The organism is Panacagrimonas sp. (assembly GCF_965216805.1).
In the GTDB taxonomy this organism is placed as follows: domain Bacteria; phylum Pseudomonadota; class Gammaproteobacteria; order Nevskiales; family Nevskiaceae; genus Panacagrimonas.
In genome coordinates this window covers 328,856-354,074 of the sequence record NZ_CBDCGN010000003.1, presented here as the reverse complement: position 1 = coordinate 354,074, position 25,219 = coordinate 328,856, and the positions used below count along the sequence as shown (strand labels likewise).

General features: G+C 66.5%; 20 protein-coding genes and 1 riboswitch. Of the genes, 11 read left to right on the top strand and 9 right to left on the bottom strand.

Annotated elements, in window-relative coordinates; genetic code table 11:
- Positions 1-87: 87 nt before the first annotated feature.
- From ACOOHP_RS14800 to siaD, 5 genes are read left to right on the top strand one after another with little or no spacing between them, the layout of a single operon-like run.
- Positions 88-1,920, top strand: coding sequence for a thioredoxin domain-containing protein (locus ACOOHP_RS14800; protein WP_420467251.1), 1,833 nt, complete (start codon positions 88-90; stop codon positions 1,918-1,920).
- Between the two features lie 54 nt (positions 1,921-1,974).
- Positions 1,975-3,969 carry a biofilm regulation protein phosphatase SiaA gene (gene siaA / locus ACOOHP_RS14795; RefSeq protein WP_420468722.1) on the top strand — a complete coding sequence of 665 codons (1,995 nt, stop codon included), beginning with the start codon at positions 1,975-1,977 and terminating at the stop codon, positions 3,967-3,969.
- 19 nt (positions 3,970-3,988) lie between these two features.
- Positions 3,989-4,531 (top strand): biofilm regulation protein kinase SiaB, encoded by a 543-nt coding sequence (siaB, locus tag ACOOHP_RS14790; protein ID WP_420467250.1) that lies wholly within the window; start codon positions 3,989-3,991, stop codon positions 4,529-4,531.
- 14 nt (positions 4,532-4,545) lie between these two features.
- Positions 4,546-4,926: a biofilm regulation phosphoprotein SiaC gene (gene siaC, locus ACOOHP_RS14785; protein WP_420467249.1), complete on the top strand. Its 381-nt coding sequence runs from the start codon at positions 4,546-4,548 to the stop codon at positions 4,924-4,926.
- A 4-nt stretch (positions 4,927-4,930) separates the two neighbouring features.
- The gene (gene siaD, locus ACOOHP_RS14780; RefSeq protein WP_420467248.1) at positions 4,931-5,710 is read left to right on the top strand and encodes a biofilm regulation diguanylate cyclase SiaD; all 780 of its coding nucleotides are present in this window, start codon (positions 4,931-4,933) and stop codon (positions 5,708-5,710) included.
- 60 nt (positions 5,711-5,770) lie between these two features.
- Here the strand turns inward: siaD and rpoD are convergent, their stop codons facing one another.
- The 4 genes from rpoD to rpsU form a co-directional block, all read right to left on the bottom strand.
- Positions 5,771-7,621: an RNA polymerase sigma factor RpoD gene (gene rpoD, locus ACOOHP_RS14775; protein ID WP_420467247.1), complete on the bottom strand. Its 1,851-nt coding sequence runs from the start codon at positions 7,619-7,621 to the stop codon at positions 5,771-5,773.
- 72 nt (positions 7,622-7,693) lie between these two features.
- Positions 7,694-9,436: a DNA primase gene (gene dnaG / locus ACOOHP_RS14770; protein ID WP_420467246.1), complete on the bottom strand. Its 1,743-nt coding sequence runs from the start codon at positions 9,434-9,436 to the stop codon at positions 7,694-7,696.
- 37 nt (positions 9,437-9,473) lie between these two features.
- Positions 9,474-9,920 carry a GatB/YqeY domain-containing protein gene (locus ACOOHP_RS14765; protein WP_420467245.1) on the bottom strand — a complete coding sequence of 149 codons (447 nt, stop codon included), beginning with the start codon at positions 9,918-9,920 and terminating at the stop codon, positions 9,474-9,476.
- Positions 9,921-10,001: 81 nt separating this feature from the next.
- Positions 10,002-10,217 carry a 30S ribosomal protein S21 gene (gene rpsU, locus ACOOHP_RS14760; RefSeq protein WP_133881878.1) on the bottom strand — a complete coding sequence of 72 codons (216 nt, stop codon included), beginning with the start codon at positions 10,215-10,217 and terminating at the stop codon, positions 10,002-10,004.
- 116 nt (positions 10,218-10,333) lie between these two features.
- Here rpsU and tsaD point away from each other — a divergent pair, with 116 nt between their 5' ends.
- The 4 genes from tsaD to ACOOHP_RS14740 all read left to right on the top strand — a co-directional run bounded on the left by tsaD (position 10,334) and on the right by ACOOHP_RS14740 (position 15,334).
- A complete protein-coding gene (tsaD, locus tag ACOOHP_RS14755; RefSeq protein WP_420467244.1) occupies positions 10,334-11,371 on the top strand; it encodes a tRNA (adenosine(37)-N6)-threonylcarbamoyltransferase complex transferase subunit TsaD in 1,038 nt (345 codons plus the stop codon).
- Positions 11,367-11,557: riboswitch (cobalamin riboswitch) on the top strand. (Overlaps the previous gene by 5 nt.)
- 78 nt (positions 11,558-11,635) lie before the next feature.
- The gene (locus tag ACOOHP_RS14750) at positions 11,636-13,516 is read left to right on the top strand and encodes a TonB-dependent receptor plug domain-containing protein (RefSeq protein ID WP_420467243.1); all 1,881 of its coding nucleotides are present in this window, start codon (positions 11,636-11,638) and stop codon (positions 13,514-13,516) included.
- Positions 13,517-13,519: 3 nt separating this feature from the next.
- A complete protein-coding gene (locus ACOOHP_RS14745; protein ID WP_420467242.1) occupies positions 13,520-14,728 on the top strand; it encodes a hypothetical protein in 1,209 nt (402 codons plus the stop codon).
- A 45-nt stretch (positions 14,729-14,773) separates the two neighbouring features.
- Complete coding sequence (locus ACOOHP_RS14740; RefSeq protein WP_420467241.1) at positions 14,774-15,334, top strand: cob(I)yrinic acid a,c-diamide adenosyltransferase; 561 nt, start codon at positions 14,774-14,776, stop codon at positions 15,332-15,334.
- Positions 15,335-15,337: 3 nt separating this feature from the next.
- Here the strand turns inward: ACOOHP_RS14740 and ACOOHP_RS14735 are convergent, their stop codons facing one another.
- Genes ACOOHP_RS14735 through ampD form a run of 3 tightly spaced genes read right to left on the bottom strand, consistent with a single transcriptional unit; the run spans position 15,338 to position 17,648 of the window.
- A complete protein-coding gene (locus ACOOHP_RS14735; RefSeq protein ID WP_420467240.1) occupies positions 15,338-16,177 on the bottom strand; it encodes a cobalamin-binding protein in 840 nt (279 codons plus the stop codon).
- The gene (locus ACOOHP_RS14730) at positions 16,177-17,061 is read right to left on the bottom strand and encodes a cobalamin biosynthesis protein (RefSeq protein ID WP_420467239.1); all 885 of its coding nucleotides are present in this window, start codon (positions 17,059-17,061) and stop codon (positions 16,177-16,179) included. The genes ACOOHP_RS14735 and ACOOHP_RS14730 overlap by 1 nt, the downstream gene beginning before the upstream one ends.
- Positions 17,058-17,648, bottom strand: a complete 591-nt coding sequence (gene ampD / locus ACOOHP_RS14725) for a 1,6-anhydro-N-acetylmuramyl-L-alanine amidase AmpD (protein ID WP_420467238.1) — start codon at positions 17,646-17,648, stop codon at positions 17,058-17,060. The genes ACOOHP_RS14730 and ampD overlap by 4 nt, the downstream gene beginning before the upstream one ends.
- Before the next feature lie 99 nt (positions 17,649-17,747).
- On the opposite strand from ampD, the gene ACOOHP_RS14720 reads away from it, so the two are divergent.
- A complete protein-coding gene (locus ACOOHP_RS14720) occupies positions 17,748-20,501 on the top strand; it encodes a M16 family metallopeptidase (protein WP_420467237.1) in 2,754 nt (917 codons plus the stop codon).
- Positions 20,502-20,568: 67 nt separating this feature from the next.
- Here the strand turns inward: ACOOHP_RS14720 and ACOOHP_RS14715 are convergent, their stop codons facing one another.
- Entirely contained in the window at positions 20,569-20,868 is a 300-nt protein-coding gene (locus ACOOHP_RS14715; protein ID WP_420467236.1) for a hypothetical protein, read from the bottom strand.
- 125 nt (positions 20,869-20,993) lie between these two features.
- On the opposite strand from ACOOHP_RS14715, the gene rfbB reads away from it, so the two are divergent.
- Positions 20,994-22,076 carry a dTDP-glucose 4,6-dehydratase gene (gene rfbB / locus ACOOHP_RS14710; protein WP_420468721.1) on the top strand — a complete coding sequence of 361 codons (1,083 nt, stop codon included), beginning with the start codon at positions 20,994-20,996 and terminating at the stop codon, positions 22,074-22,076.
- Between the two features lie 4 nt (positions 22,077-22,080).
- On the opposite strand, the gene putA is transcribed toward rfbB, so the two are convergent.
- Positions 22,081-25,215 (bottom strand): bifunctional proline dehydrogenase/L-glutamate gamma-semialdehyde dehydrogenase PutA, encoded by a 3,135-nt coding sequence (gene putA, locus ACOOHP_RS14705; RefSeq protein WP_420467235.1) that lies wholly within the window; start codon positions 25,213-25,215, stop codon positions 22,081-22,083.
- Positions 25,216-25,219 lie beyond the last annotated feature (4 nt).

Here is a 25,219-nt window from a genome sequence, read left to right as displayed (position 1 = left end):
GAGGTTGGTTGCAATGATTGGAATCCCGATGCGCGGCGCGCGCGTATGCAGTGCTCGGAATCATCGAACGGACCTGAAATGCTTCGCGTGATCGTATTGGCTGTGTGGCTGTTGTCGACCGGCCTGGTGTCGCCACCCGCGGTTGCCGCCATCGCCTGGCAGGACTGGAGCGCCGCCACCTTCGCGTCTGCGCGCGAGCAGAACAAGCCGGTATTTCTCTACCTGGAAGCGGTGTGGTGCCACTGGTGCCACGTGATGCAACGCCAAACCCTGGCACGGCCGGAAGTGCAGGCGCAACTGGCGCAGCATTTCGTCGCGGTGCGCGTCGATCACGATGCCGATCCGGGCCTGGCCAACCGCTACCGCGACTACGGATGGCCGGCGCTGATCTTCCTGTCGCCGGGCGGCGTCGATCTGGTCAAGCGCGCCGGCTACATCGCACCGGAAAATTTTTCGCGCCTGTTGCAGTTGATCGCGCGCGATCCCACGCCGGAGGCTCAGGCGCAGGTGTCGTCACCACCGGCCGGGCCTTCGCAGCTGCAGGCTGGCGCGCGCGAATATCTGTTGCGCAGACACGACGAAAGTTTCGACCCCGAACTCGGCGGTTTGCGCACCGCGCAGAAATTCATCGACCGCGACAGTGTCGAGTACGCCTTGGAACACGCCACCGAGAATGCAGGCGAACGTCGCAAAGCCCTGCTGACCCTGGACGCCGCGCGTGCGCTGATCGATCCGGTCTGGGGCGGCGCCTACCAGTATTCGACCGGACGTGGATGGAACCATCCGCACTTCGAGAAGATCATGCGCGTACAGGCCGGTTACCTGCGCATTTATGCGCTGGCCTATGCGCGCTTCGGCCGCCCAGCCGACCTGCGCACTGCGGGCGACCTGCAACGCTATCTGTTCGACTTCCTGCGCTCGCCGGACGGCGCGTTCTACGTCAGCCAGGACGCCGACGTGGTGCCCGGCGAAAAGTCGGCCGGCTACTACGCGCTCGACGATGCGGCGCGCCGCGCACGCGGCATGCCGCGCGTTGACCGCAATCGTTACGCCGATGCCAACGGCCTCGCCGCCGAGGCGCTGGCGGTGACCTACGCCCACAGCGGCGACACTCAGGCGCTGCAGGCGGCGGTCGGCGCGCTGCAATGGACCCTGCGCGAACGCCGCGGCGAGGGCGGCCTGATGCGTCACGGCGACGCCGCCGATGCCAGCCCCCACCTCAGCGATTCGCTGTTCGTCGCGCGCGCCGCGCTGAGCCTGTACGAAGTCACCGCCGATCGGACCTGGCTGGCGGAGGCCGAATCGTTGGCCCAGGCCATCGATCGCAGCCTGCGCGCCCCGGAGGCCGGGTACCTGACCGAGGGGCCGGTGGCGGGACTGCCGGTGGTGCCGCGTCCGGATCTGGCCGAGAACATTGCCGCCGCGCGCTTCTACAACCGGCTTGCGCATTACAGCGGCGAAGACGCGCATCGCCGGCGCGCCCTCCACGCGATGCGTTTTCTGGCCGGACACGCCGCGCGCCAGGAAGATTTCGAGGAAGCCGGCATTTTGCTGGCCGATGACGAGCTGGCGCGCGACCCGATCCATCTGACCGTGGTCGGCGCCAAGTCCGATCCCGCTGCGCAGGACCTGTTCGCCGCGGCGGTCGGCACCGCGGGCAGCTACCGGCGCATCGAATGGTGGGATCGCAGCGAAGGGCCGCTGCCCCATGACGACGTGCCTTACCCCAAGCTGTCGCGTGCCGCAGGCTATGTCTGCAGCGACGGCCGTTGCTCGCGCCCGAGCTACGAGGCGCCGGACTACCGGCGGCAGATCGGGCGTCTGGCGGGTTCCCTGACGCCGAACGCCGAGCGGGGCGCTACAAACGCAGCGACGGGCACGTATGATCCCGCGCCGGGTTTTGCGTCCACGGTTTGGTGATTGCCTGTACCGCCTACAATGGATCTGGCGGGTACAACTTGTTGCAAAGGGGATCTGGCGTTGACCCTGGGCTTGCGCGATAAGACTTTGCTGGCGCTGAGCGCGGCCTTCGCGGTCGCCCTGATTACCGCCGTCGCCGTCGGCTGGCAGGTGCTGGCCGGCCTGCAACAACACTTTGGCGAAACCTTTGCGCGCAATGCGACGCTGCTGTCCAAGCAGCGCATCCTGGCGCCGGTATCGCGCGAACTGGCCCTGTCGCAGCGCCTGGCGGCCTCCGAAGTCACCCGCCGCTGGCTGCTGTCGCCGCAGGACCCGGCGCTGTCCGATCTGTTTTTCGCAGAGGTCGAAGGCTACCGGCGCGACTTTGCCGACCGCTCCTACTTCGTGATCTCCGACGCCACCGGCGACTATTACTACAACGACGCAAAGGGCGAGCCCAGCCGCGCGCCGCGCTATCGCATCGACCGCGACAAGCCCCAGAACGCCTGGTACGAGGCCACCCTGGCCGCCGACATCGATGCTTCGATCAACGTCAACCCGGACGCCTATCTCAAGGTGACTAAGGGCTGGATCAACGTCATCGTGCGCGACGGCACTCGCGCCATCGGCCTGGCCGGCACCGGGCTCGATCTGACCCGCTTTCTGGCGGATTTCGTCGCCCAGCGCGATCCCGGCGTCACCCCTATGATCGTCAACGCCCACGGCCACATCCAGGCGTATCCCGACGCCAGCATGATCGCCTACAACACCGGCGCCAGCACCGAGTCCGACAAGACGCTGTTCCGCCTGCTGGCGCCTGACGACGAAGCTGCGGTGCGCACCGCGCTGACGGCCGCGAGCGCGGCGCCGCAGACGGTTCCGATCGTGGACGTACGACTGGACGGTCGACCGCAGTTGCTGGCGCTGTCCTATCTGCCGGAGCTGCGCTGGTACGTGCTGACCGCGGTGGACCTGAGCGCTGCACAGGTGTTGGATCTGCAGGTGCTGCAACCGGTGGCCGTGGTCGCGGGCATCTCGCTGCTGGTGCTGCTGTCCGGCTTCGCGTTCGGCACCAATCGTCTGTTGATCCGGCCGTTGTTGCGGCTCAAGACCTCCGCGCAGCAGATTGCGGCGGGACGTTACGACGTCGACCTGCCGCAAGCTCGCGGCGACGAGATCGGCGATCTGACCCAGGCCTTCGGCAGCATGGCCGAGCGCGTGCGCCATCACACCGAATCGCTGGAAACCACGGTGGCGGCACGCACTGCCGAACTGGTCGAGGCCAACCGCCGGATGGCCGACGCCCACCGCAAGATCGGCGATTCCATCGACTACGCCAGCCTGATCCAGCGCGCTCTGTTGCCCGAGCGCGAGCTGCCGGCTTTCTTCGGGTCGGACTACCTCACGTTGTGGAAGCCGCGCGACGTGGTCGGCGGCGATTTCTTCATCGCCCGTCGCGACGACGCCGGCATGCTGGTCGGTGTCGTCGACTGCGCGGGCCACGGCGTACCGGGCGCATTCATGACCATGCTGGCCTGGGCGGCATTGGTTCAAGCCATGGAGCGCTGCGGACTGCGTGATCCCGCTACCCTGCTGGCCGAGTCCGACCGTCACGTGCGGGCCATGATCGGCGACGCGCCGCAAGGCCTGACGCTGGCGGTGAACATGGACGCCGGCCTGGTGTACGTGGACCGCGACTCGCGACGCGCCGTCTTCGCCGGCGCCAGGATGCCGCTGTTCTGGTATGCCCAGGGCAACAGCACGCTGGAAGTACAGGAAGTGCGCGGCGGCCGTCGCGCACTGGCCGACAAGCGCCCAGGCGACTACGCGAACGTCGAGCTTGCGCTGCCGCCGGCCACGACGCTGGTTCTGACCAGCGACGGCATCCTCGACCAGTCCGGCGGCGAACGTGGATACTCTTTCGGTACGGCCCGCTTCAAGCAGATGTTGCGCAGCAGTGCCGATCTGGCCATGTCGCAGCAGGGCGTGGCCTGGGAAAGAATTCTGTCGGAATATCGCGGCGCGCACGTGCAGCGCGACGACATCACCGTATTGGCCGTGCGCGTATGAACCTTTCGGAGGCGCTGCGATGAACGATCTGGACCTGTTTGCCCTGCGCGAGACCTACCATCGCCAGCGCATCATGCTGTGCTTCAACGGGCCGATCTCGCGCAGCCTGATCGAAGAGATCGGCAATGCCCTGCGTAATTACCTGCAGCGCGAACAGGCGCACCCGTCGGAGGCCCTGGACGTGTTTTCGGTCTACATCGAGATGACCCAGAACATCCGCCATTACGCCAGCGCGCGCGGCTACGACGAGTACCGTTCGGCTGCCACTGTGGTGATCGGCCGTAACGATGCCGGCCGCTACATGGTGTCGGCAGGCAATGTGGTGGACCGCGCCGACGGCGAGCGCCTGATCGGCCGTATCGGCGAGCTGTGCGCAATGGACAAGGCCGAGCTCAAGGCTGCCTACAAGACCGCACTGCGCGCCGCCAAGCCCGAGGGGGCCGCCAGCGGGGCCGGTCTGGGCCTGATCGACATGGCGCGCAAGGCCAGCGAGCCGATGGATGCCAGGCTGCGGGAGCTGGACGCACAGCATGCGTTTTTCAGTTTGCAAGTGGTGATTTGAAGGACACCCAGACGATGGACGATCTGAACATCGCACCGACCCAATCCACCCCTGCCGTCCGCACCGGGCACGCCGCCGGCGTGATGGAGCTGCGCGGCGACTCCTATCCCGAGAACGCCTTCCAGTTCTTCGAACCGGTGTACCGGTGGGTGGACGATTTCCTGACTGCGGGCGCCGGACCGCTGCTGCTCAAGCTGCATCTGGTCTACATGAATACCAGCAGCGTCAAGTCGATGATGGACATCTTTGATCGGGTGGAAGACGCGCACAAAGCCGGGCACGAGGTTGCGCTGAAGTGGTACTACAACCCGGAGAACGAGCGCGTGGCTGAGCTTGCAGCCGAGTTCAAGGAGGACTACGCCTTCCCGTTCGAAATCCTGCCCGAGGCTTCCTGAGTCCGTGGCCCGCGATATCGAAAAAGAAATCGAAGCCCTGCTCGCAGCGCGCGAACATCTGGACAACCCGCTGCGTGCGCCGCTGGCGGCGATGCTCAAACTGCACCGCGATCAGCAGCGCAAGTTCAATCGCGCCGCCCGTATCGCCGACCTATATCAGAGCAGCATGCGCGACACCAATGTGTCGCTGTCGGATCGCTTCGGCAAACAGGTGCGCCAGATCGAACGCATCATGCGCGTTTCGGACCGCTATCAGCGCATCATGCGCGACCTCAATCAGGCGCTGGAAGAAGCGTCCACGCAAGATCTGCTGACCGGGCTGGCCAACCGGCGACACCTGCTGGAACGGATCAAAGCCGAATCGGCCCGACGCACGCGGCGCAAGGTCCCGTTCTGCATTGCCATGGCCGATGTCGATCATTTCAAGGGCGTCAACGACCGTTACGGGCACGAGGCCGGCGATCTGGTGCTTGTCCAGGTCGCTGCCAACATGCGCGCGGGCCTGCGCGAAGCCGACCTTTGCGGCCGCTGGGGCGGTGAGGAATTTCTGTTGCTGCTGCCCGATACCCACCTCGCCGATGCGGTGATGCTGATCGATCGGATACGCGAGCGCATCGCCGCGCAGTCGGTGGTGGGCGACGGCAAACTGGTCACCGTCACCACCAGCTTCGGCGTGGTGGAACAGCACGTCAAGGAATCGGTGGCCGACACCATCCGTCGCGCCGACGAGGCGATGTACATCGCCAAGCACAAGGGGCGTAACCGGGTAGCCTGGGTCGAATAGGCCGTGGCAAGCTGCGCCCCCGTAAAAAAGCCCCGCATGCGGGGCTTTTTTGCTGCGACCTTATTCGTCCAGGAAGCTACGCAGATAGTTGGCTCTTGAAGGATGACGCAGCTTGCGCAAGGCCTTGGCCTCGATCTGCCGAATCCGTTCGCGGGTGACGTCGAACTGCTTGCCGACCTCTTCGAGCGTGTGATCGGTATTCAGGTCGATGCCGAAGCGCATGCGCAACACCTTGGCCTCCCGCGGCGTCAGGCTGGCCAGAATCTGGTGGGTGGCTTCGGCCAGCGACTGCGACGTGGCCGACTCCAGCGGCGACACCGCGTTGGTGTCCTCGATGAAATCACCGAGATGCGAATCCTCGTCGTCGCCGATCGGTGTCTCCATCGAGATCGGTTCCTTCGCGATCTTGAGCACCTTGCGGATCTTGTCCTCGGGCATCTCCATCTTCACCGCCAGCTCTTCCGGCGTCGGCTCGCGGCCCATTTCCTGGATCATCTGGCGCGAGATGCGGTTGAGCTTGTTGATCGTCTCGATCATGTGCACCGGGATGCGGATGGTGCGCGCCTGATCGGCGATCGAACGCGTGATGGCCTGGCGGATCCACCACGTGGCGTAGGTGGAGAACTTGTACCCGCGGCGGTACTCGAACTTGTCCACCGCCTTCATCAGGCCGATGTTGCCTTCCTGGATCAGGTCCAGGAACTGCAGGCCGCGGTTGGTGTATTTCTTGGCGATCGAGATCACCAGACGCAGGTTGGCCTCCACCATCTCCTTCTTCGCGCGGCGGGCCTTGGCCTCGCCCACGTTCATGCGGCGGTTGATGTCCTTGATCTCATCGATGCTGATGAGATTGTCGCCCTCGATCTTGGTGAGCTGCGCCAGCAGTTCCTCGATCTCCTGCTTGCGCAATGCCAGGGTGGCGGAATACTTGCGCTTGGCGCGGATGGATTTTTCCAGCCACTCGGTGTCGGTGGGCGCGGCGCCGCGATACTTGGACAGGAACTCCTCGCGGGTCATGCCGGCTTCGACCACACACAGCCGCATGATCGAGCGTTCGATCTGGCGGATGCTGTCAATCTTGTCGCGCAGGTTGCGGGTGACTTCGTCGATGATCTTCGGCGACAGCTTGAAGGTCATGATCAGGTCGGCCACCGCCTCGCGCTTGGCCTGGGTTTTCTTGTCGGCCGCGCCGTACTTTTCCAGCGCCGCCCAGGCCTTGTCGTAGCGCTTCTGCAGCTCTTCGAAATTGAGCCGGCACTCTTCCGGATCCGGACCGGTCGGCTCGGCTTCTTCTTCCTCGCCGTCGTCGGACTCGTCCTCGTCTTCCTCCTCGTCGGCGGCCACGACCGCGGGCGGCGGTTCCGGCGCTGCCGGTTCGGCATTGGGATCGAAGAAGCCGGCGACCACATCGGTCAGGCGCCGCTTGCCCTCGCCGACGGCCTCGTAGGCCTCCAGCATGATGGCGATGGTTTCGGGGTAGATCGCCATCGCGTAGAGCGCCTCGTTGAGACCCTCCTCGATGCGCTTGGCGATGCGGATCTCGCCCTCGCGGTCGAGCAGTTCCACGCTGCCCATCTCGCGCATGTACATGCGCACCGGGTCGGTGGTGCGGCCGAACTGGTCGTCATTGGAGGCGATGGCCGCCGCGGCTTCCTCCGCGGCTTCTTCCTCTTCTTCCGCGGTGGCAACTACCGCGGGTTCCGAGAACAGCTGCTCGCCGCGATCCGGCGCATCTTCGAGCACCGAGATGCCCATGGTGCCGATCATGCTGACGATGTCGTCGATCTGCTCGGAGTCCACGACTTCCGGCAGATGGTCCGCCACCTCGGCGTAGGTCAGATAGCCCTTTTCCTTGCCCAGGGCGATCAAGACCTTGATTTGGGACTGCTTTTCTGCGGCGTTGTTGCTCATGATCGGCCTGGCGAGGGCCCGGAGGCCCGATGAGTGGCGAAGAACTGCGCATTTTACCGGATGGCGCCGGGGTTAGACCAGCGGCCGGCCCGACAGTTGAGCCCGAATGGCCTGCCATTCCGCCAGTTCCGGACCCGATAATTCGCGCATTTGCGCTTCGCCCTGCAACCACTCGGTTCGCAGGTGCAGGGCCTTGCGCACGAGTCGAGACATGGTGTCGGCGAACTCGCGTTCAATGCTGGCGTCGTCGAGCAGCGGTTCCAGCCGGCCCAGGCGCTCCAGCGCGGCGGCCTTGGGGGTGTCGCGCCAATGCTCGTGCAGCTGGCCGCTGTGGGCGTTCGGGTTTTCCAGAAAAAACTCGATGGCTTCCACCAGGATGCCGATGCCCGGGATGCGCGCCTGTGCGAGCAGCTCGATGCCGGACAGGGTTTGCGCCAGCGCCGGCCGTTCCAGCAGCAACTGCAATCCGCGCTTGATTGCGCGCACCTGTCCGGCGTCGAAGCGGGCATGCGGACGCTCGATTGGTGTGGTCGGCGCAGGGCCGGTCGCAGGGTCGAGCAATTCTTCGCGACGAATTCGGGTCAGGCGCGTCAATTCGTCCATCAACAGACTGCGTAGCGGGCTTTCGCGCATCCTGGCCAAGTGCGGCTTGGCGAGGCCCGCCAGCTTGGCGCGTCCGTCCAGCGTCCCCAGTTCGGCCTGCTTGCCCAACTCTCCCAGCAGGAATGCCGTAAGGGGCAGCGCGCTGTCGATGCGCTGGCGGAACGGCTCGGCGCCGATCTCCTGCACCAGGGAATCGGGGTCGTGACCTTCGGGCAGGAACATGAACACGCACTCGCGTCGTTCGTCCACCTCGGGCAATGCCTGCTCCAGCGCCCGCCAGGCGGCGGCGCGGCCGGCGCGGTCGCCGTCGAAGCAGAACACGACCTTGGAAGTGGACTTGAACAATAGATTGAGATGTTCGCGCGTGGTCGCAGTGCCCAGGGTCGCCACCACTTCCGAAATGCCGTGCTGTGCCAGCATCACCGCGTCCATATAGCCCTCGACGACCACCAAATAAGGCAGCGCACTCTTGCGCGACTGCTTGGCCTCGTACAGGCCGTAAAGATGGCGACCCTTGTGGAACAAGGCGGTCTCGGGTGAGTTGAGATACTTGGCCGGATCATCCCCAAGGGTGCGTCCGCCAAAGGCGATGACCCGGCCGCGCGGATCGCGGATGGGGAACATCACCCGATTGCGAAAGACGTCGTAGACGCTCTGGCGCTGCTCGCTGCGCTTGAGCAGGCCAGCGTCGATGGCGTGCCTGGGATCGTCGAAGAAATGCGTCAGCGCATCCCAGCTGTCCGGCGCATAGCCGATGCCGAAGGCCTTGGCCGTGGCGCCGCTGACCCCGCGCCGCTTCAGATACTCGATGGCGGGTTGATGTTGGCGCAACTGATCGGAGAAGAAGCGCTGCGCCGCCGCCAGCGCATCCAGCGGCCCGTCCAGCACCAGGCGCTCGAACTTGCCGCCCTCGCGCGGCACGTCCAGGCCCAGGCGTCCGGCCAGTTCTTCCACCGCCTCGACGAAGGTCAGGCGGTCGTACTCCATCAGAAAGCCGATGGCATTGCCGCTCTTGCCGGAGGAAAAACAGTGGAAGAACTGCTTGGTCGGCGAGACGAAGAACGAAGGCGATTTTTCGTTGGTGAACGGCGACAGCGCCTTGAACTCGCGCCCCGCGCGCTTGAGTTCCAGGCGCGAGCCCACCACCTCGACGATGTCGGTGCGCGCGAGGAGGTCCTGAACAAAACCCTGGGGGATGAGGCCGCCGGCCATGCGCGATTCTAGGCCGGGCGAAGCGGCGGCGGAGCCTTCAGCCGAGCTTGGCCTTGATCAGGCCGGACAGCTGGCCCATGTCGGTCTTGCCGGCCACTTTGGGCTTGATCCAGCCCATCACCTTGCCCATGTCCTTGGGGCCCTGCGCGCCGGTTTCGGCGATGGCCTGGGCGATCAGCGCGTCGACCTCGTCAGCGCTCAGCTGCTGCGGCAGATAGGTCATCAGCACCGCAATCTCGGCGGCTTCCTTGTCGGCCAGGTCGGGGCGATTGCCGGCGCGGAACTGCGATTCCGAATCGCGCCGCTGCTTGAGCATCTTTTCGACGCTGGCGATGACCACGGCGTCAGTGATCTCTACTGCGTCGACCACCTCGCGATTCTTCAAGTCGGACGAAAGCATGCGCAGGACCGACAGCCGCTCCTTGTCGCCGGCCTTCATGGCCGTCTTGATGTCTTCCAGCAGTCGGTTCTTGATTTCGGACATACCAAGGGCGCCCCACAGGCGCCCGATGAATTTAACCCGCAATGGGGGTCGCGGAGTGTTGGCTCCGCCACCGAAACCCGCTCAGTACAGCCGGGTGCGCCGCGTCACGTCGCGCGACACGCGCTTCTGCTGACGCTTGACCGCAGCGGCGCGCTTGCGCTTGCGCTCCATGCTGGGCTTTTCAAAGAATTCCTTTTTGCGAACGTCGGTCAGCACACCGGCTTTTTCGCAGGTGCGCTTGAAACGGCGCAGGGCAACTTCAAACGGTTCGTTTTCGCGGACGCGGACGGCGGGCATGAGAAGACGCGACTCCCGGAACATCAAAAAAGGGCGCGAATGTTAAGCCCGGGGCACGCCGAAAGCAAAGACGCGGGCTGGCATCGTCCGGAGAGAAGGCCGAAACTCCGCCCCCCATGCCCGTCCTCGCCCTGGAAACCTCCTGCGATGAAACTGCGGTGGCCGTCTACGACGGCGCCCGCGGTTTGCTCGCGCATCGCCTGCATTCGCAGGTTGATCTGCATGCCCGCTACGGCGGCGTGGTGCCAGAACTCGCCTCGCGCGACCACATCACCCGGGTGGCGCCGCTGCTGCGCGAAACCCTGGCCGCAGCCGGCGTTGGCTACTCCGATCTGCGCGGCGTGGCCTATACCGCCGGGCCCGGACTGATCGGCGCCCTGATGGTGGGCGCCTCGGTGGCGGCCGGAATCGCGCTGGCACGTGGCCTGCCGCTGATTCCGGTGCATCACATGGAAGGCCACTTGCTGGCGCCCATGCTGGAGAGCAAGCGGCCGGAATTCCCCTTCACCGCGCTGCTGGTGTCGGGCGGGCACACCCTGCTGGTCTCGGTGGAGGGCGTGGGACGCTACACCCTGCTGGGCGAAAGCCTGGACGATGCGGTGGGCGAGGCCTTCGACAAGACCGCCAAGTTGCTCGGCCTGCCCTACCCCGGCGGTCCGCATCTGGCGCGGCTGGCCGAAAACGGCCGGCCGGGCGAGTTCCGCTTTCCGCGGCCGATGACGGACCGCCCCGGGCTGGATTTCAGCTTCAGCGGCCTCAAGACCGCGGTGCTGACCGCGATGCCACGGGCTGTCGGAGATCAGGCCCGGGCCGATCTGGCACGCGGATTCGAAGACGCGGTGACCGAAACCCTGGCCATCAAGTGCGCGCGCGCGCTGGACGTCACCGGCCATCGCGGGTTGATCGTGGCCGGCGGCGTTGGCGCCAACCTGCGCCTGCGCGCGCGGCTCAAGGCCTTGTCCGAGCAACGCGGGTTCGGCCTGTACTTCCCGCGCCCGGAGTTCTGTACCGACAACGCCGCCATGATCGCCTGCGCCGGCTGGGCGCGGCGGGCCGAGGGACGCCGCGCCACGCAGGCCCTGTTCACCACGCCGCGCTGGCCGCTGGCGGAGCTACAACCGCCCGGCACGACACCCAAGCTCGACTGGGCTTAGACTGCGTCCCGCAGGTGCGTCCCGGCGGTTGTTGTCGGGACGTTAATCGGGAAGTCCGTAGCAAGCGGACACTGCCCTCGCAACGGTAAGTGGGAAAACGAAGCGACAAGCCACTGGGACCCTCCCGGGAAGGCGCTTCCGAAACGCCCACGAGTCCGGAGACCGGCCTGCAAACGGTTCCGTGGTCGCGATGGGCGACCCAGCGGATGGCCTTGCCATGCCGACCACGGGTGATTCTCGCGTTGCAGTGGCGGAACGCCTTTCGTGGCCAGGTACCTGCTTTTCTGCCGTTACCTCGTGATTCTGGCGCTGTGGGCGCCGGCATCGCTGCGTGCGGACGACACGCCGACCATCACCGTGCAGGGTCAGCGCACCGAGCTGCATCCCAGCGGGGTGGTGATCGAGGTGCCGGTCGATCCGTTGGCCGCCGCCGATGTCGGCGACCTGCTGTCGGCCCTGCCGGGTGTGCAGGTGCGCAGCAGCGGTGGCCTGGGCAGTTACAGCGAAGCGAGCCTGCGCGGCAGCAGCGGCCGCCAGGTGCGTCTGCTGCTGGATGGCCTGCCCCTGGACACCGGCGGCGGCGAAGCCAGTTCGCTGTCGCTGATCAGCCCGCTGATGCTGGAGCAGGTGGAGGTGTACAAGGGCCGCGTGCCGATCGATCTGGGCAGCGGCTTGGCCGGCACCATCAACCTGCGCAGTCGCAGCATCTTGCCGGCGCCGCTGACGGCAAGCGCCAGCATCGGCAGTTTCGGCCAACGCCAGCTCGGCGTCGCCGCGCAGTTGTCGAGCGCCGTGCAACTGGCCGCCGGCACGCAGGCGGCGGACAACGAATACGACTACGTCAACCCGTTTCGCGCCTTCGATCCCACGGACCCGGACCGTGCGCGCGCCGAATCGCGCAAGAACGCCGGCACCGAGCAACATTTCGCGCTGCTGCGCTACAACGGCTTTGCGCGAGTCAGCGCTCAGGTGCAGCACGACCGTCAGCAATTGCCCACGCGCTCGAACTTTGCGACCACCCGTACCGGGCTGGACACCCGCAGCTATGCACTGAGTGTGGCGACGCCCCAGGACCGGCGCTGGCAGGGCGTGCTGTCGCATCGCGATACGCGCGAACGCTTTCGGGATCCGGCCAGCGAACTCGGACTGGGTGCGCAGGATTCGACCGACCACACGCAACGCAGCCTGCTGCGCCTGAGCCGCCAGTTCGAGGCGCTTCAGATCGCCTCTACCGCGGAGTACACCGACTATCGGTCGCGCGACCGGCTGGGCAATTCGCCGACGGCAACGGCGCGGCGTGTCGGCCTGAGTCAGGGCCTGGAGTACCGGACCGGTCCACGGTTGCCGCTGGAAATCGATCTCAACGCCGGTCTCAACGCTGCTTGGTCGCAAGAAGACGCCGACTCGCAGCACCAAGACGAGTGGATCGTCGAACCGGCGGCCGGTGTCAGTCGGCGCATCGGCCGCTGCCTGGCGATGGCGAACCTGGGGCAGCGCGAACGCCTGCCCACCTTCTTCGAGCGCTATGGCGACCGCGGTCTGTTCCGCGGCAATCCGGAGTTGGAGCCCGAGCGCGCGAACTTCGCCGATGCCGGTGCGCGCTGCACGCCGGGCTCGGTGCTGCAGCGCATCGAGCTGACCGTGTTCGGACAGGATTTACGTGATGCCATCAGTCCGGTCTTCAGCGCACAAGGTGTAGGCCGATCGATCAACACCGCACGGGCCCGGATCGTCGGCATCGAACTCGGCAGCGGCGGACGCTGGGCCGGCTTCGACTGGCAGCTCGGCGGCACCTGGCAGCACAGCGAGGATCGCGGCGATATCCGCGCCACCCGCGGCCGGCAGTTGCCAGGGCGCTTCGAAACCCAGATCACCGCGCGTGTGGCGCGCCCCTGGCGTGGCGCGGTTTTCCACTACGCCTTCGGCTTCGAGTCCGGCCAGTTCTACGACAGCGCCAACCTGCTCAAGGCCGAGCCGCTGCGACGCCACGATGTCGGGGTGCGTGGATCGCTGCGCGCGCTGGGCTGGTCGTTGCAGGCACTGAACCTGCGCGACGACAACGCCGAACAGTTCAATGGCTTTCCCACGCCGGGGCGGCAACTGCTGCTGTCGCTGACGTATCCGCAATCGTTTTCCAAGGAGTAGAACGTGAGACTTTCCGTGTACCGACTGACACTTCCAGCGCTGTCCCTGATCCTCACCGCCTGCGGTGGCGGCGGAGGGGGCGGCAACTTCGGCGCAGAGCCGCCGGCGACCGCCGCGGTGGTCGCCACGCGCGCACCGGACTTTTCCAGCGGGGCGGTGTCGCTGGTGGATTTCGAGGCACCGTTTGAAGCGCAGAACAATCTGCCGCCGAACGGCAGTTCCGACATCCTGGTGCGCAGTGGCGGCGATCACTACTTCGTGATCGAGCGCTTCAACGCAAACCGCGTGCAGCGCTTTGCGGTGAGCGATCCTTCGACGCCGGTGTACCAGAACGGTGGCTATTCGACCCAGGACGCCGACGACACCACGCAAAGCAATCCGGCGGATCTGGTGATCCTGAGCCCGACCAAGGCCTATCTGCTGCGTTACGGCTCGGACGTTTTGTGGATCGTCAATCCTTCCGCGACGACCGAGGCCGCGTTCAAGATCGGCGAGATCGATCTGTCGCACTACGACACCGCCGACAATGTTCCTGAGATGACCGCAGGCTTGATCCAGGATGGCTTGCTCTATGTGCTGTTGCAGCGCCTGGAGAATTTCTCGGCGGTGAAGAGCGGTTATGTCGCCGTGATCGACACCATCAATGACGAGGAGATCGACACCGATAGCGTCTCCGGCAATCTGCCCGGAATCGAACTCCCCGTACGGAATCCGTCCGGCATCGCGGCCAACCCCGGTAACGACGATCTGATCGTGCTGGCAGCCGGCGGCGGCGAGTTCGTTCCGCCCGATTTCGACTTCGTATCGGCCTTTGACGGCGGCATCGTGCGTATCGACACCGGTGCCTTCAGCAGCGAATTGCTGGTCGACGACGGCAGCCCGGGCGCGGCACCCTTCGGTCAGCTGACCGAGCTGGCCGTGGTCGCTGCCGATCGCGCTTATTTCTACGGCACCGAAGATTTCGCCAGCGAAACCCTGTTCCGCTTCGATCCCACCAGCAGCGCGGCGCCGGTGGCGGTGAGCGTGGCGCAGGACGTCCGCTTGAGCGCGCTGTCGGCCGATGCGCAGGGCCGCCTGTGGCTGGGCCGCGCCGAGCTCGAAACGCCTGGCCTTACCGTGCTGGGATTTGCCGATGGCACTGAGACCGTAATCGAAGATCGTATCGATACGGTGCTCACGCCGATCAATATCGATTTCGTTTCCGCCCCCTGATGGCGCCAGCGTAGGCTGCGCACAGCAACAAGAGGAATCCACACCATGGGTCACCGACTCAGCAAGATCGCCACGCGCACCGGCGACACCGGCACCACCGGCCTCACCGACGGTTCGCGCGTGCCCAAACATCATCTGCGCGTGTGCGCCATGGGCGACGTCGACGAGTTGAATTCGCAGATCGGGGTGGTGCTCACCCACGCGCTGCCCGATGCGGTGCGCGACAAGCTCGCCAGCACGCAGCAACTGCTGTTCAACCTGGGCGGCGAGCTTTCCTGGCCGGGCGGCACCTTGGTGAAAGACGACGACGTGCTGGGTTTCGATCAGGCCCTGGCCGATCTCAACGACACCCTGCCGCCGCTGAAGGAATTCATCATGCCCGGCGGCAGCCCGGCCACCGCAGCCTGTCACGTCGCGCGCACGGTGGCGCGGCGTGCGGAGCGTGCGGTGTGGGCCTTGCACGAAGTCGAACCGGTGAACCCGCCGATCATGAAGCTGCTCAACCGGCTGTCGGATTATCTGTTCGTGGTGGCCCGGGTGCTGGGCCGCGTCGACGGCGCGGCCGAGTCGAGCTGGAAGCGCGCCGGCAAGCCGGGGGCCGCATAGCGATTACGGATTCAATCGCGCCCGCGCCTGATCCAGCGCCTGGCACAACTGCTCGATGCCCTGCGCCATGCGCGGCGTGGCGCGTGCCAGCACGTCGGCATTGATCGCGTAAAGATTCTGCCGCGCCACCGCGCGCAGACGGGGGTGCGCCGCCCAGCTCGCGCGGATGCCGGCGGCATCGTCCTGGCTGCCGAACACGATAGCGTCCGGATCGGCTGCGATCACCGCTTCGCGTCCGACCGCGCCGGCGATACGGCCAAGGTCGGCGAACACGTTGATGCCGCTGCACAACTCGATGGCCTCGCTGATCGGCGATTGCGCGCCGATGGTGTAGACCGGCTCGCGCCCCAGCTGATACAGCACGCGAATCGGCTCGGCGTCGCGGTACGCCTCGCGCAGGGCCTGGATGCGCCGACGGAATTCGGCTTCGGCGGCGCAGGCCGCGTCCTCGGTTCCGAGCAGGCCGCCGATGCGCAGCAGCGCCAGGCCGATGTCTTCGATGCGGCGCACGCGCAGCGATTCCACGTTCAGGCCCAGACTGCGCAAGCGCTCAATCGTTGCCGGCGGCATGCCGCCGTCCCAGGCCAGCACCAGATCGGGCTGGAGTGCCAGCACCGCCTCCAGATTCACCGCGAAGGCGTCGCCGACCTGCGTGCGCCCGACGATTTCTGGTGGATAGTCGCTGTAGCGGCCGACGCCGACCAGTTGATCGCAGGCACCGGCGGCACATACCAGCTCGGCCAGATGCGGGGCCAGCGTGACGACGCCACCGGCCGCCGCGCCCGAACCGGTCAGCGCGGCGCCCAGCAGCAGCACCGCACGAAACGCTGGGGGTACGCGCATCAGCTCAGCCAGTCGCCGGTGGTGAACACGGCCACGAACGCCAGCAGGATCATCAGCGCGCGAAACTGCAGGTTGAGGACCTCGCGCGCGGCGAGCTCCAGGGTGGCGGGCACTTCGGTATTGCCCTCCTTGGTTTCGAACTCGATCGAACCCGATGCCACTTCCGCCAGTACTGCCCAGGTCTGGCTGCGCCAGCCATGCGAGGGCTGATGCGACAGGTTGCGGTATTCCTTGATGGCGTCGTCCAGGCTGCCGGCCAGTCCGAACAGCGCCGCAGTGACGCGGGCAGAGGCCCAGGCCGCCAGCGCGTGCAGGGTGTCGGCGGCGTTCGACGCCGGTGTTTCCTCGTGTTGACCGAGCAGGCGCGGCAGCCGGCTGATGACGCGGTAGAACACCGCGCCGGCCAGACCGAAAGCGAAGAACCACAGCAGCACGCCGAACAGGCGTTCGTGCGACTGGATGAACAGAGCGCCGAGCAGGCCGCGTGAATCCGGCGTGTCGTCTTCGCGATAGCGTCCCGGCCCCTGTTGCAGCAGGCGCCCGAGGCGCAGCGCCTGGGCGTGATCCTGCGCCTGTCGTGCCGCCAGCCACTGCTTGACGTCGTCCGCCAGATCGCGCGGGCCCAGACACAAAAACAGCACCCCGCCGGAGAACAGCATTTGCAGCATGGGCTGCTGCAAGTGCTGCTGAATCCACCAGGTGACGCCGACCAGAGGCACCAGCACCAGCGGAATCGCCAAAGCACCACGCCACAGCGCGTGCAGCGGAATCACGCGCTGCAGACTGCGCAGGTACCCGCCCAGCAGGCGCGGCGAACCCCAGCCGGGCACGTGTCCGAGCAGGCGCTCGGCCAGCAATGCCAGCAGGATCACGATCAGGGTCATGGCAATTCCGGTATCGGGTCGAGCAGCCGCAGCAGCCGGGCCCAGTCGAAGCAGGGGCCGGGATCGGTCTTGCGCCCGGGCGCGATGTCGGAATGCCCCACCAGCCGATCCGGACCGAGTCGCGGGTAACGCGCGAACAAGGCCTTCAGGGCGGCGGCCAGAGCGTTGTACTGCGCCGACGCGAACGCTTGATCATCACTGCCCTCCAGCTCGATGCCCACCGAAAAATCGTTGCAGCGTTCGCGGCCGCGCCAGCTCGAAATCCCGGCATGCCAGGCGCGTTGATCGAAGGGCACGAACTGGGTCAGACCGCCGTGTCGGTCCACCAGCAGATGCGCGGATACGCGCAGGCCGCGCAGCGATTCGAAGTAGGGGTGCGCGGCGTGATCGATCCTGCCCATGAACAAGGCTTCGATCCAGGGTCCGCCGAACTCGCCCGGCGGCAGGCTGATGTTGTGGATGACCACCAGCTCGATGTCTTCGGCATCCGGACGCGTGTCGCAATGCGTGGAAACCCGTTGGCGCACACCCGGCCCCAGCCGATGCCCGGCATCCACCGTCCAGCCGGAACTTAGTCCAGTCGCCATGTTCTACTGCGCGCCTGCAGCCCCGCAGGTGTCGGCACGCATCCCGCGCCCTAGATGCTGCGTATCGCCCGACTTCATTGTCTGCTCCGGAGTGGTTTCATGGTCCGACTGCTGTCTGTCGTCATTCTGTCCTGCGTCGCTGGCGTGGCCATGGCCGCTGCCAAGTCCGCACCGCAGACGGGGTTCAAGCCCGAGATTGCGTTCGAGAAGCATATCCTGCCCAACGGACTGACCCTGATCGTGCACCAGGACCGCAAGGCGCCCATCGTTGCCGTCAACGTCTGGTACCACATCGGCAGCAAGGACGAACGTCCCGGTCGCACCGGCTTTGCGCACCTGTTCGAACACCTGATGTTCAACGGCTCGGAGAATCACGACGACGAGTTCTTCCGTCCGCTGGAGGCGGTGGGCGCATCGAAAATGAACGGCACCACCTGGTACGACCGCACCAATTATTTTCAGAACGTGCCAACCCCCGCGCTGGATCTGGCGCTGTTCCTGGAATCGGACCGCATGGGTCATCTTCTCGGCGCCATCACCCAGGACAAGCTCGATGCCCAGCGCGGCGTGGTGCTCAACGAAAAGCGCCAGGGCGAGAATCAGCCGTATGGCCGCATGAGCGAAATGATCGCAGCAGCCACCTATCCAGCCGGGCATCCTTACTCTTGGACGTCGATCGGTTCCGAAGCCGACCTCAACGCCGCCACCCTGGACGACGTCAAACAGTGGTTCTCCGAGCATTACGGCGCCGCCAACGCGGTGCTGGTGATCGCCGGCGATGTGGAGTTTGCCGAGGTCAAGGACAAGGTCATGCATTACTTCGGCGACATTCCGGCTGGGCCGCCGCTGCCGCGCCACGGACCCTGGGTGGCCAAGATGAAGGGCATCAAGCGCGCCATCCTGGAAGACCGCGTGCCGCAGGCGCGCGTGACCAAGGTGTGGAACGTGCCCGGCTTCTGCGAGAAAGACGCCAATATCCTGAGTCTGGCCAGTTCGGTGCTGGCCGGCAGCAAGACCAGTCGACTGTACGAACGGCTGGTGTATCGCGACCGCCTCGCCACTTCCGTGAGCGCTCACCTCGGGCCGTTCGAGATCGCCTCGCAGTTCACCATCGATGCGCTGGTGGCACCTGGCGTCGACCCTGCGCAGGTCGAACGCGCCATCGACGAAGAACTCGCGCGCTTCCTCGAACAGGGCCCGACCGATGCCGAGCTGGCGCGGGTACGCACCGGCCTGGAAGCCGACTTCGTGCGTGGCCTGGAAACCATCGACGGCTTCGGCGGCAAGTCCGCCACCCTGGCGCAGTACGAGGTGTATTGCGGAGCGCCGGATTGGTTCAAGCGCGAATTCGAATGGATCGCCGCGGCCACCCCTGTCAGTGTGCGCGACACCGCGCGGGCCTGGCTGTCCGATGGCCAGTACGTGCTGACGGTGACGCCGTTTCCGGATTACCGCGTCGCGCAAACCCGTGCCGACCGCAGCAAGCTGCCCGTCGTGGGCGCGTTGCCGGCGCTGGAGCTGCCGCCGCCGCGGCGCGACCGCCTGTCCAACGACATCGAGCTGGTGGTGGTGGAACGCGATGCGGCGCCGATCGTGCAGCTCGGTTTGATCTTCGACGCCGGCTATGCGGCCGATGCCGCCGAGAAGTCCGGTACCGCGCGCATGACCCTGGACATGCTCAGCGAAGGTGCCGGCAAGTTCGACTCGCTCGGGCTGGCCCGGCTTAAGGAAGAGCTGGCGGTGGAAATCGGTGCGCAGTCCAACCTGGATACCTCGGTGGTGCTGATGAACAGTCTCAGCAACCGCCTGCCCGAATCGCTGGACTTGCTGGCAGACATCGTGTTGCGGCCGAGTTTTCCCGAGCACGAACTGCAAAGACTCAAGCAGCAGGGACTGGCTTCGATTCAGCAGGAGAAATCGCAGCCGCAGGGACTGGTCACCCGGGTGTACCCGCAACTGATCTACGGCCCGGGCCACGCCTACGCTGGCACCCGTAGCGGCAGCGGCACCGAGGCCTCGGTCGGTTCGCTGGAGGTCGACGATCTACGCCGCTTCCAGTCGCGTTGGCTGCGACCCGACAACGTGCGCATCCTGGTGGTCGGCGACACCACGCTGGCGCAGATCAAGCCGCTGCTGGAGAAGGCGTTCGGACGTTGGAAGGCGCCGTCGGAGCCGGTTCCGGAGAAGAATCTGGCGACGGTGGAGATGCCGACGCAACCGCGCCTGTTCCTGCTCGACAAGCCCGGCGCCGCGCAGACCATGGTGCTCGCCGCGCACCTGGCGCCGCCGAAGTCGGACCCCGACGATGCCGCCATGAATCTGGCCAGTACCGTGCTTGGCGGCCTGTTCGTGTCGCGCCTCAACATGAACCTGCGCGAGGACAAGCACTGGAGCTACGGTGCCAGCGCCGTGCTGGGCAGCGCGCGCGGGCAACGCCCGTTCGTGGTGTATTCGCAGGTGCAGGCCGACCGCACCGCGGACAGCGTGCAGGAGATGCTCAAGGAACTGAACGGCATCATCGATGATCGCCCGGTGACGCCGCAGGAGCTCAAACTGGCGGCCGACAATCTGGTGGTCGGCCTGCCGGGCGACAACGAAACCAGTTCCGACGTGGCCTCGTCCTACCTCAACATCCTGCAGTACGACTTGCCGGATTCGTACTACAACGATCTGGTCCCCAAGGTGCAGGGGCTGACCCCCGAGCAGGTGCATGCGGCCGCGCGCAAGTTGATTCAGCCGCAGGCTTTGACCTGGGTGGTGGTGGGCGATCTGTCGCAGGTGGAGGCGCCCCTAAGGGAGCTCAAGCTGGGGCCGGTGGCGGTGATCGACAGCGAAGGGCGGGTGATCCGCTGAGCCGGCGACCGCAAAAAACCCCGGCTGCGCTGCCGGGGCCTGGTATGAAATGCCGGAGGGCGCCGGCTTATTCGAGCGCGCCCATCGGGCGGGTGAAGGTGAACTTGGCCGGCTCTACCACCAGCTTGTTGCCGGTGGTATTCAGCCCGCCTTCCTGAAAAGCCGAGATCGGCGCCTGCACCACGAACACCACCGCACCCACGACCGTTGCCACCAGCGACAGCGGACGCACGATCAGCATGTCGAAGGTCATGGCGCCAGCCGACGGCGCGCCGTCGATGCTTTCGCGGTAGTCGTCGGCCTGGGCCGCACCGGCGCCGAGCACCATGCCTGCAGCCAGGACGATGCCTTGAAAGGATTTGCGCACGGACGTACTCCTGATCGACGATCTCGAACCGAGCTTAGGAGTGCCCCCAGGGGCTGTCAACGAACCCGGCGATGGCATTGCAGAACTGGCATGCCGGCCGAAAGCTCGCCACCTTAGAGCTGCCGATGATCGTGACGAATTCGCAATCGCCTCCCCTGCTGGTCACCGGTGCCGCTGGGTTCATCGGCTCCTGCCTGGTGCGTCAACTGATCGAGCACAGCGACGCGCAGGTGCTGTCGTTCGACGCGCTGACCTACGCCGGCAACCCGCTGTCGCTCGGTGCGGCGCTGCAGTCGGAGCGGCACCAGCTGATCCGCGGCGACATCCGCGACGCCGACGCGGTGCGCGCCGCGTTGATGCAGCAGCGGCCGCGTGCGGTGCTGCACCTGGCGGCGGAGAGTCATGTTGATCGCTCCATTCACGGCCCGGCCGAATTCGTCAGCACCAACGTGGTCGGCACCCTGGTGCTGTTGCAGGAAAGCCTGGCCTATTGGCACAGCCTGCCGCCGGCCGAGCGCGCCGCGTTTCGCTTCCTCCATGTTTCCACCGACGAGGTGTTCGGCTCGCTGGATGCCGGCGATCCGGCGTTCAGCGAAACCACCGCTTACGCGCCCAACTCCCCTTATTCGGCCAGCAAGGCCGGGTCCGATCACCTGGTGCGGGCCTGGCATCACACCTACGGCCTGCCGACGCTGCTGACCAACTGTTCCAACAATTACGGGCCTTGTCAGTTCCCCGAAAAACTGATCCCGCTGGTCATCGCCAATGCCGTGGCGGGCAAGCCGCTGCCGGTCTACGGCGATGGCGCCAACGTGCGCGACTGGCTCTACGTGGACGATCACGCACGCGCGCTGCGTCTGGTGCTGGAACGCGGTGTCCCGGGTCAGACCTACAACATCGGCGGCAATGCCGAGCGGCGCAACCTGGAAGTGGTCGAACGCATCTGCGCGATCCTGGATGCGCGTCGACCGTCATCGGCGCCGCACGCTCGGCTGATCGAGTTCGTGCGCGACCGGCCGGGGCATGATCGCCGTTACGCGATCGATTCGCGCAAGATCGAACGCGAACTCGGCTGGACGCCGCAGGAAACCTTCGACAGCGGCCTGATCAAGACGGTGGACTGGTACCTGGGAAATGCCGACTGGGTGCGTTGCGTGCAGTCGGGCGAGTACCAGCGCTGGATCGAACGCAACTACACCGCGCGCTGAGGCCTCACCGATCGCCGCGCAGCAACTGTGCGTTACCACCCACCGCCGCCGTGTTGACCGACAGGCTGCGCTCGGTCACGAAGCGCAGCAGGTAGTGCGGCCCGCCCGCCTTGGGCCCGGTGCCGGACAGGCCCTCGCCGCCGAAGGGCTGGCTGCCGACGACCGCGCCGGTGATGACGCGGTTCACGTAAAGATTGCCGACCCTGGCGCGTGCGCGCACCTGCTGCCAGATGCGTTCGATGCGAGTGTGTACGCCCAGGGTCAGCCCGTAACCGGCGGTGTTGATCGCATCCACCACCGCATCGAGATCCTGCGCGCGATAACGCGCCACGTGCAGGATCGGCCCGAAGTGCTCCCGCGACAGTGCCTGGATGCCCTCGACCTGCGCCAGGCAGGGCGCAAAGAAGGTGCCGTGCGCGCAGGCGGACGGCAGGTTCAATTGCTCGATCAAGCGGTTTTCGCGCCGTAGCGACTCGGCATGAGCCTGCAGCCGCTCGCAGGCGTCGGCGTCGATCACCGGGCCGATGTCGGTGGACAGCAGCGCCGGATCGCCGATGCTCAGTTCGCGCATGGCGCCGCGCAGCAGTTCGATCGTCGATGCGGCGATCTCCTGTTGCAGATACAGCACGCGCAATGCCGAACAGCGCTGCCCGGCGCTACCGAAGGCCGAGCGCAACACATCGCGCACCAGTTGCTCGGGCAGCGCGCTGGAATCGGCGAGCAGGGCGTTCTGCCCGCCGGTCTCCGCGATCAGGGCCGCCAGCGGACCTTCGCGCGCGGCCAGACCGCGCTGAATCCGCTGCGCCACTTCGAACGATCCGGTGAACGCCACGCCGGCGATCCCCGGTCGAGACACCAGCGCCGCACCCAGTTCGCCGTCGCCGAGCAGCAGTTGCAGGACCTCGGCCGGCACGCCGCATTGGTGCAGCAGGCGCGTCATGCGCCGGGCGATCAGCGGCGTCTGCTCGGCCGGCTTGGCGACCACCGTGTTGCCGCTGGCCAGCGCCGCCGCGATCTGGCCAGTGAAGATGGCCAGCGGAAAATTCCACGGCGACACGCAGGCAAACACACCACGACCGTGCAGACGCAACTGGTTGTCTTCGCCAGTCGGGCCGGGCAGCGCGATCGGCTGCTGCTGCAGGCGTTGCGCCTGCGCCGCGTAGTAGCGCAGAAAATCGATGGCTTCGCGCACCTCGGCGTCGGCGTCAGCCAGCGTTTTGCCGGCTTCGCGGATCAGCAGATACAAAAAGTCCTCGCGCTCGGCCTCCAGCCGCTCTGCCGCCATCCGCAGCGGTTGCACCCGCTGCTGCACCGGGCGCGCATCCCAGGCCGCTTGCGCGTCCTGCGCGATCTGCACGGCAGCAGGCAATGCGACGAGATCGAACGCATGCCAGTCGCCCAGCCGCAGTCGCCGGTCCGCCGGTGCGCACAGCCGGCGGCCCGCGCCCGCGGATGGCCGCGACACTGGCGAACACGAGCCGACGGTCAGCGGGCCGGCGCGCTCGCAGGCAGCCAGGCGCTGCGCCAACGCACGCATCTGGCGATCATCGGCAAGGTTGAGGCCGCGCGGGTTGCGGTGCTCGACGCCGAACAGCGCGGCCGGTGGTGCCAGCTCCGCTACCGGTGCCAGCGCCGCCTCGGCGGGGTCGGCCGCGAGCCGTTCCGGCGCCAGCTGGGCGTCGTGAATGCGGTTGACGAAGCTGGTGTTGGCGCCGTTCTCCAGCAGGCGCCGCACCAGATAGGGCAGCAGGTCTTCGTGTCGGCCTACCGGTGCGTAGACGCGACACGGCAGGTCCATGGAGGCACCGACAACCCGGTAGAGGCTTTCGCCCATGCCGTGCAGGCGCTGGAATTCGTAGCCTTGCTCGTCGTCTGCATAGGCGCGTACCGCGGCGACGGTATGCGCGTTGTGCGTGGCGAACATCGGGTAGAACTGCGCGCGCGCCGCCAGCAATTGCCGGGCGCAGGCCAGGTAGCAGAGATCGGTGCGCGCTTTGCGCGTGAACACCGGGTAGCCGTCCAGGCCCAGTTCCTGCGCGCGCTTGATTTCGGTATCCCAGTAGGCGCCCTTGACCAGCCGGACCTGCAGGCGGCGGCCGCCACGGACGGCCAGGGCCTGCAACCAGTCGATCACCGCCGGCGCCCGCCGCGAAAACGCCTGCACCGCCAGACCCAGGCCCTCCCAGCCAGCGAGGTCCGAATGCAGGAACAGGGGCTCGAACAGGTCCAGCGATAGCTCCAGCCGATCGGCCTCTTCGGCGTCGACAGTCAGGCACACCGCCGCTTGCCGTGCCGCCCGCGCCAGCTCCAGCAGCCGCGGCAGCAATTCCTGGCGCAGCCGCGCGGCCTGTGCCGGCTCGTAGCGCGGATGCAAGGCGGAGAGTTTGATCGAGATGCCGGGCCTTGCGCGCACGGGCGCGCCGGCATCGCCGCTGGCACCGACCGCGGCGATGGCGTGCAGATAGGCCAGCCGGTAGCGATCGGCCTGGGCGGCGGTGACGGCGGCCTCGCCCAGCATGTCGAACGAGCACAACGGCTGCGAGTGCCGCGAAGCCCGATCCAGGGCTTCGTCGATGCTGCGGCCCATGACGAACTGTTCGGCCATCAATCGCATGGCGTGGCGCAGCGACAGGCGGATGGCGGGCTCGCCCAGTTTGCCCGCCAGGCGCCGCAGCGCGTCGCCGAGATCGGCGCGGGTGCCGGCATCGATCTGCACCAGGCGGCCGGTCAGCATCAGGCCCCAGGTGGAGGCGTTGACGAACAGCGAATCCGAGTGCCCCAGATGCTGCTTCCACGCCGCGCCACCGAGTTTGTCGGCGATCAGCTTCTCCGCGGTGGCGTGGTCGGGAATCCGCAGCAGCGCTTCGGCCAGGCACATCAGCAGTACGCCTTCGGCGCTGGAGAGGTCGTACTCGCGCATGAACGCGTCCAGCCCCGAGGCGTGCCGATCCTGCTCGCGTACACCGCGAATCCAGTCCGCGGCCTGCGTCTGCACCGCCAGCGATTGCGCCGGGCTCAGGCGCGCGCGTTCCGCCAGCGCGGCGCTGAGGGCGATTTCATCTTGCAGCCAGGCCGCCGCGACCGCGCGACGCTGCGCGGCCGGCGGCGTGCGTGGTTCGCTGTGCAGCCAGCCGTGCATGGCA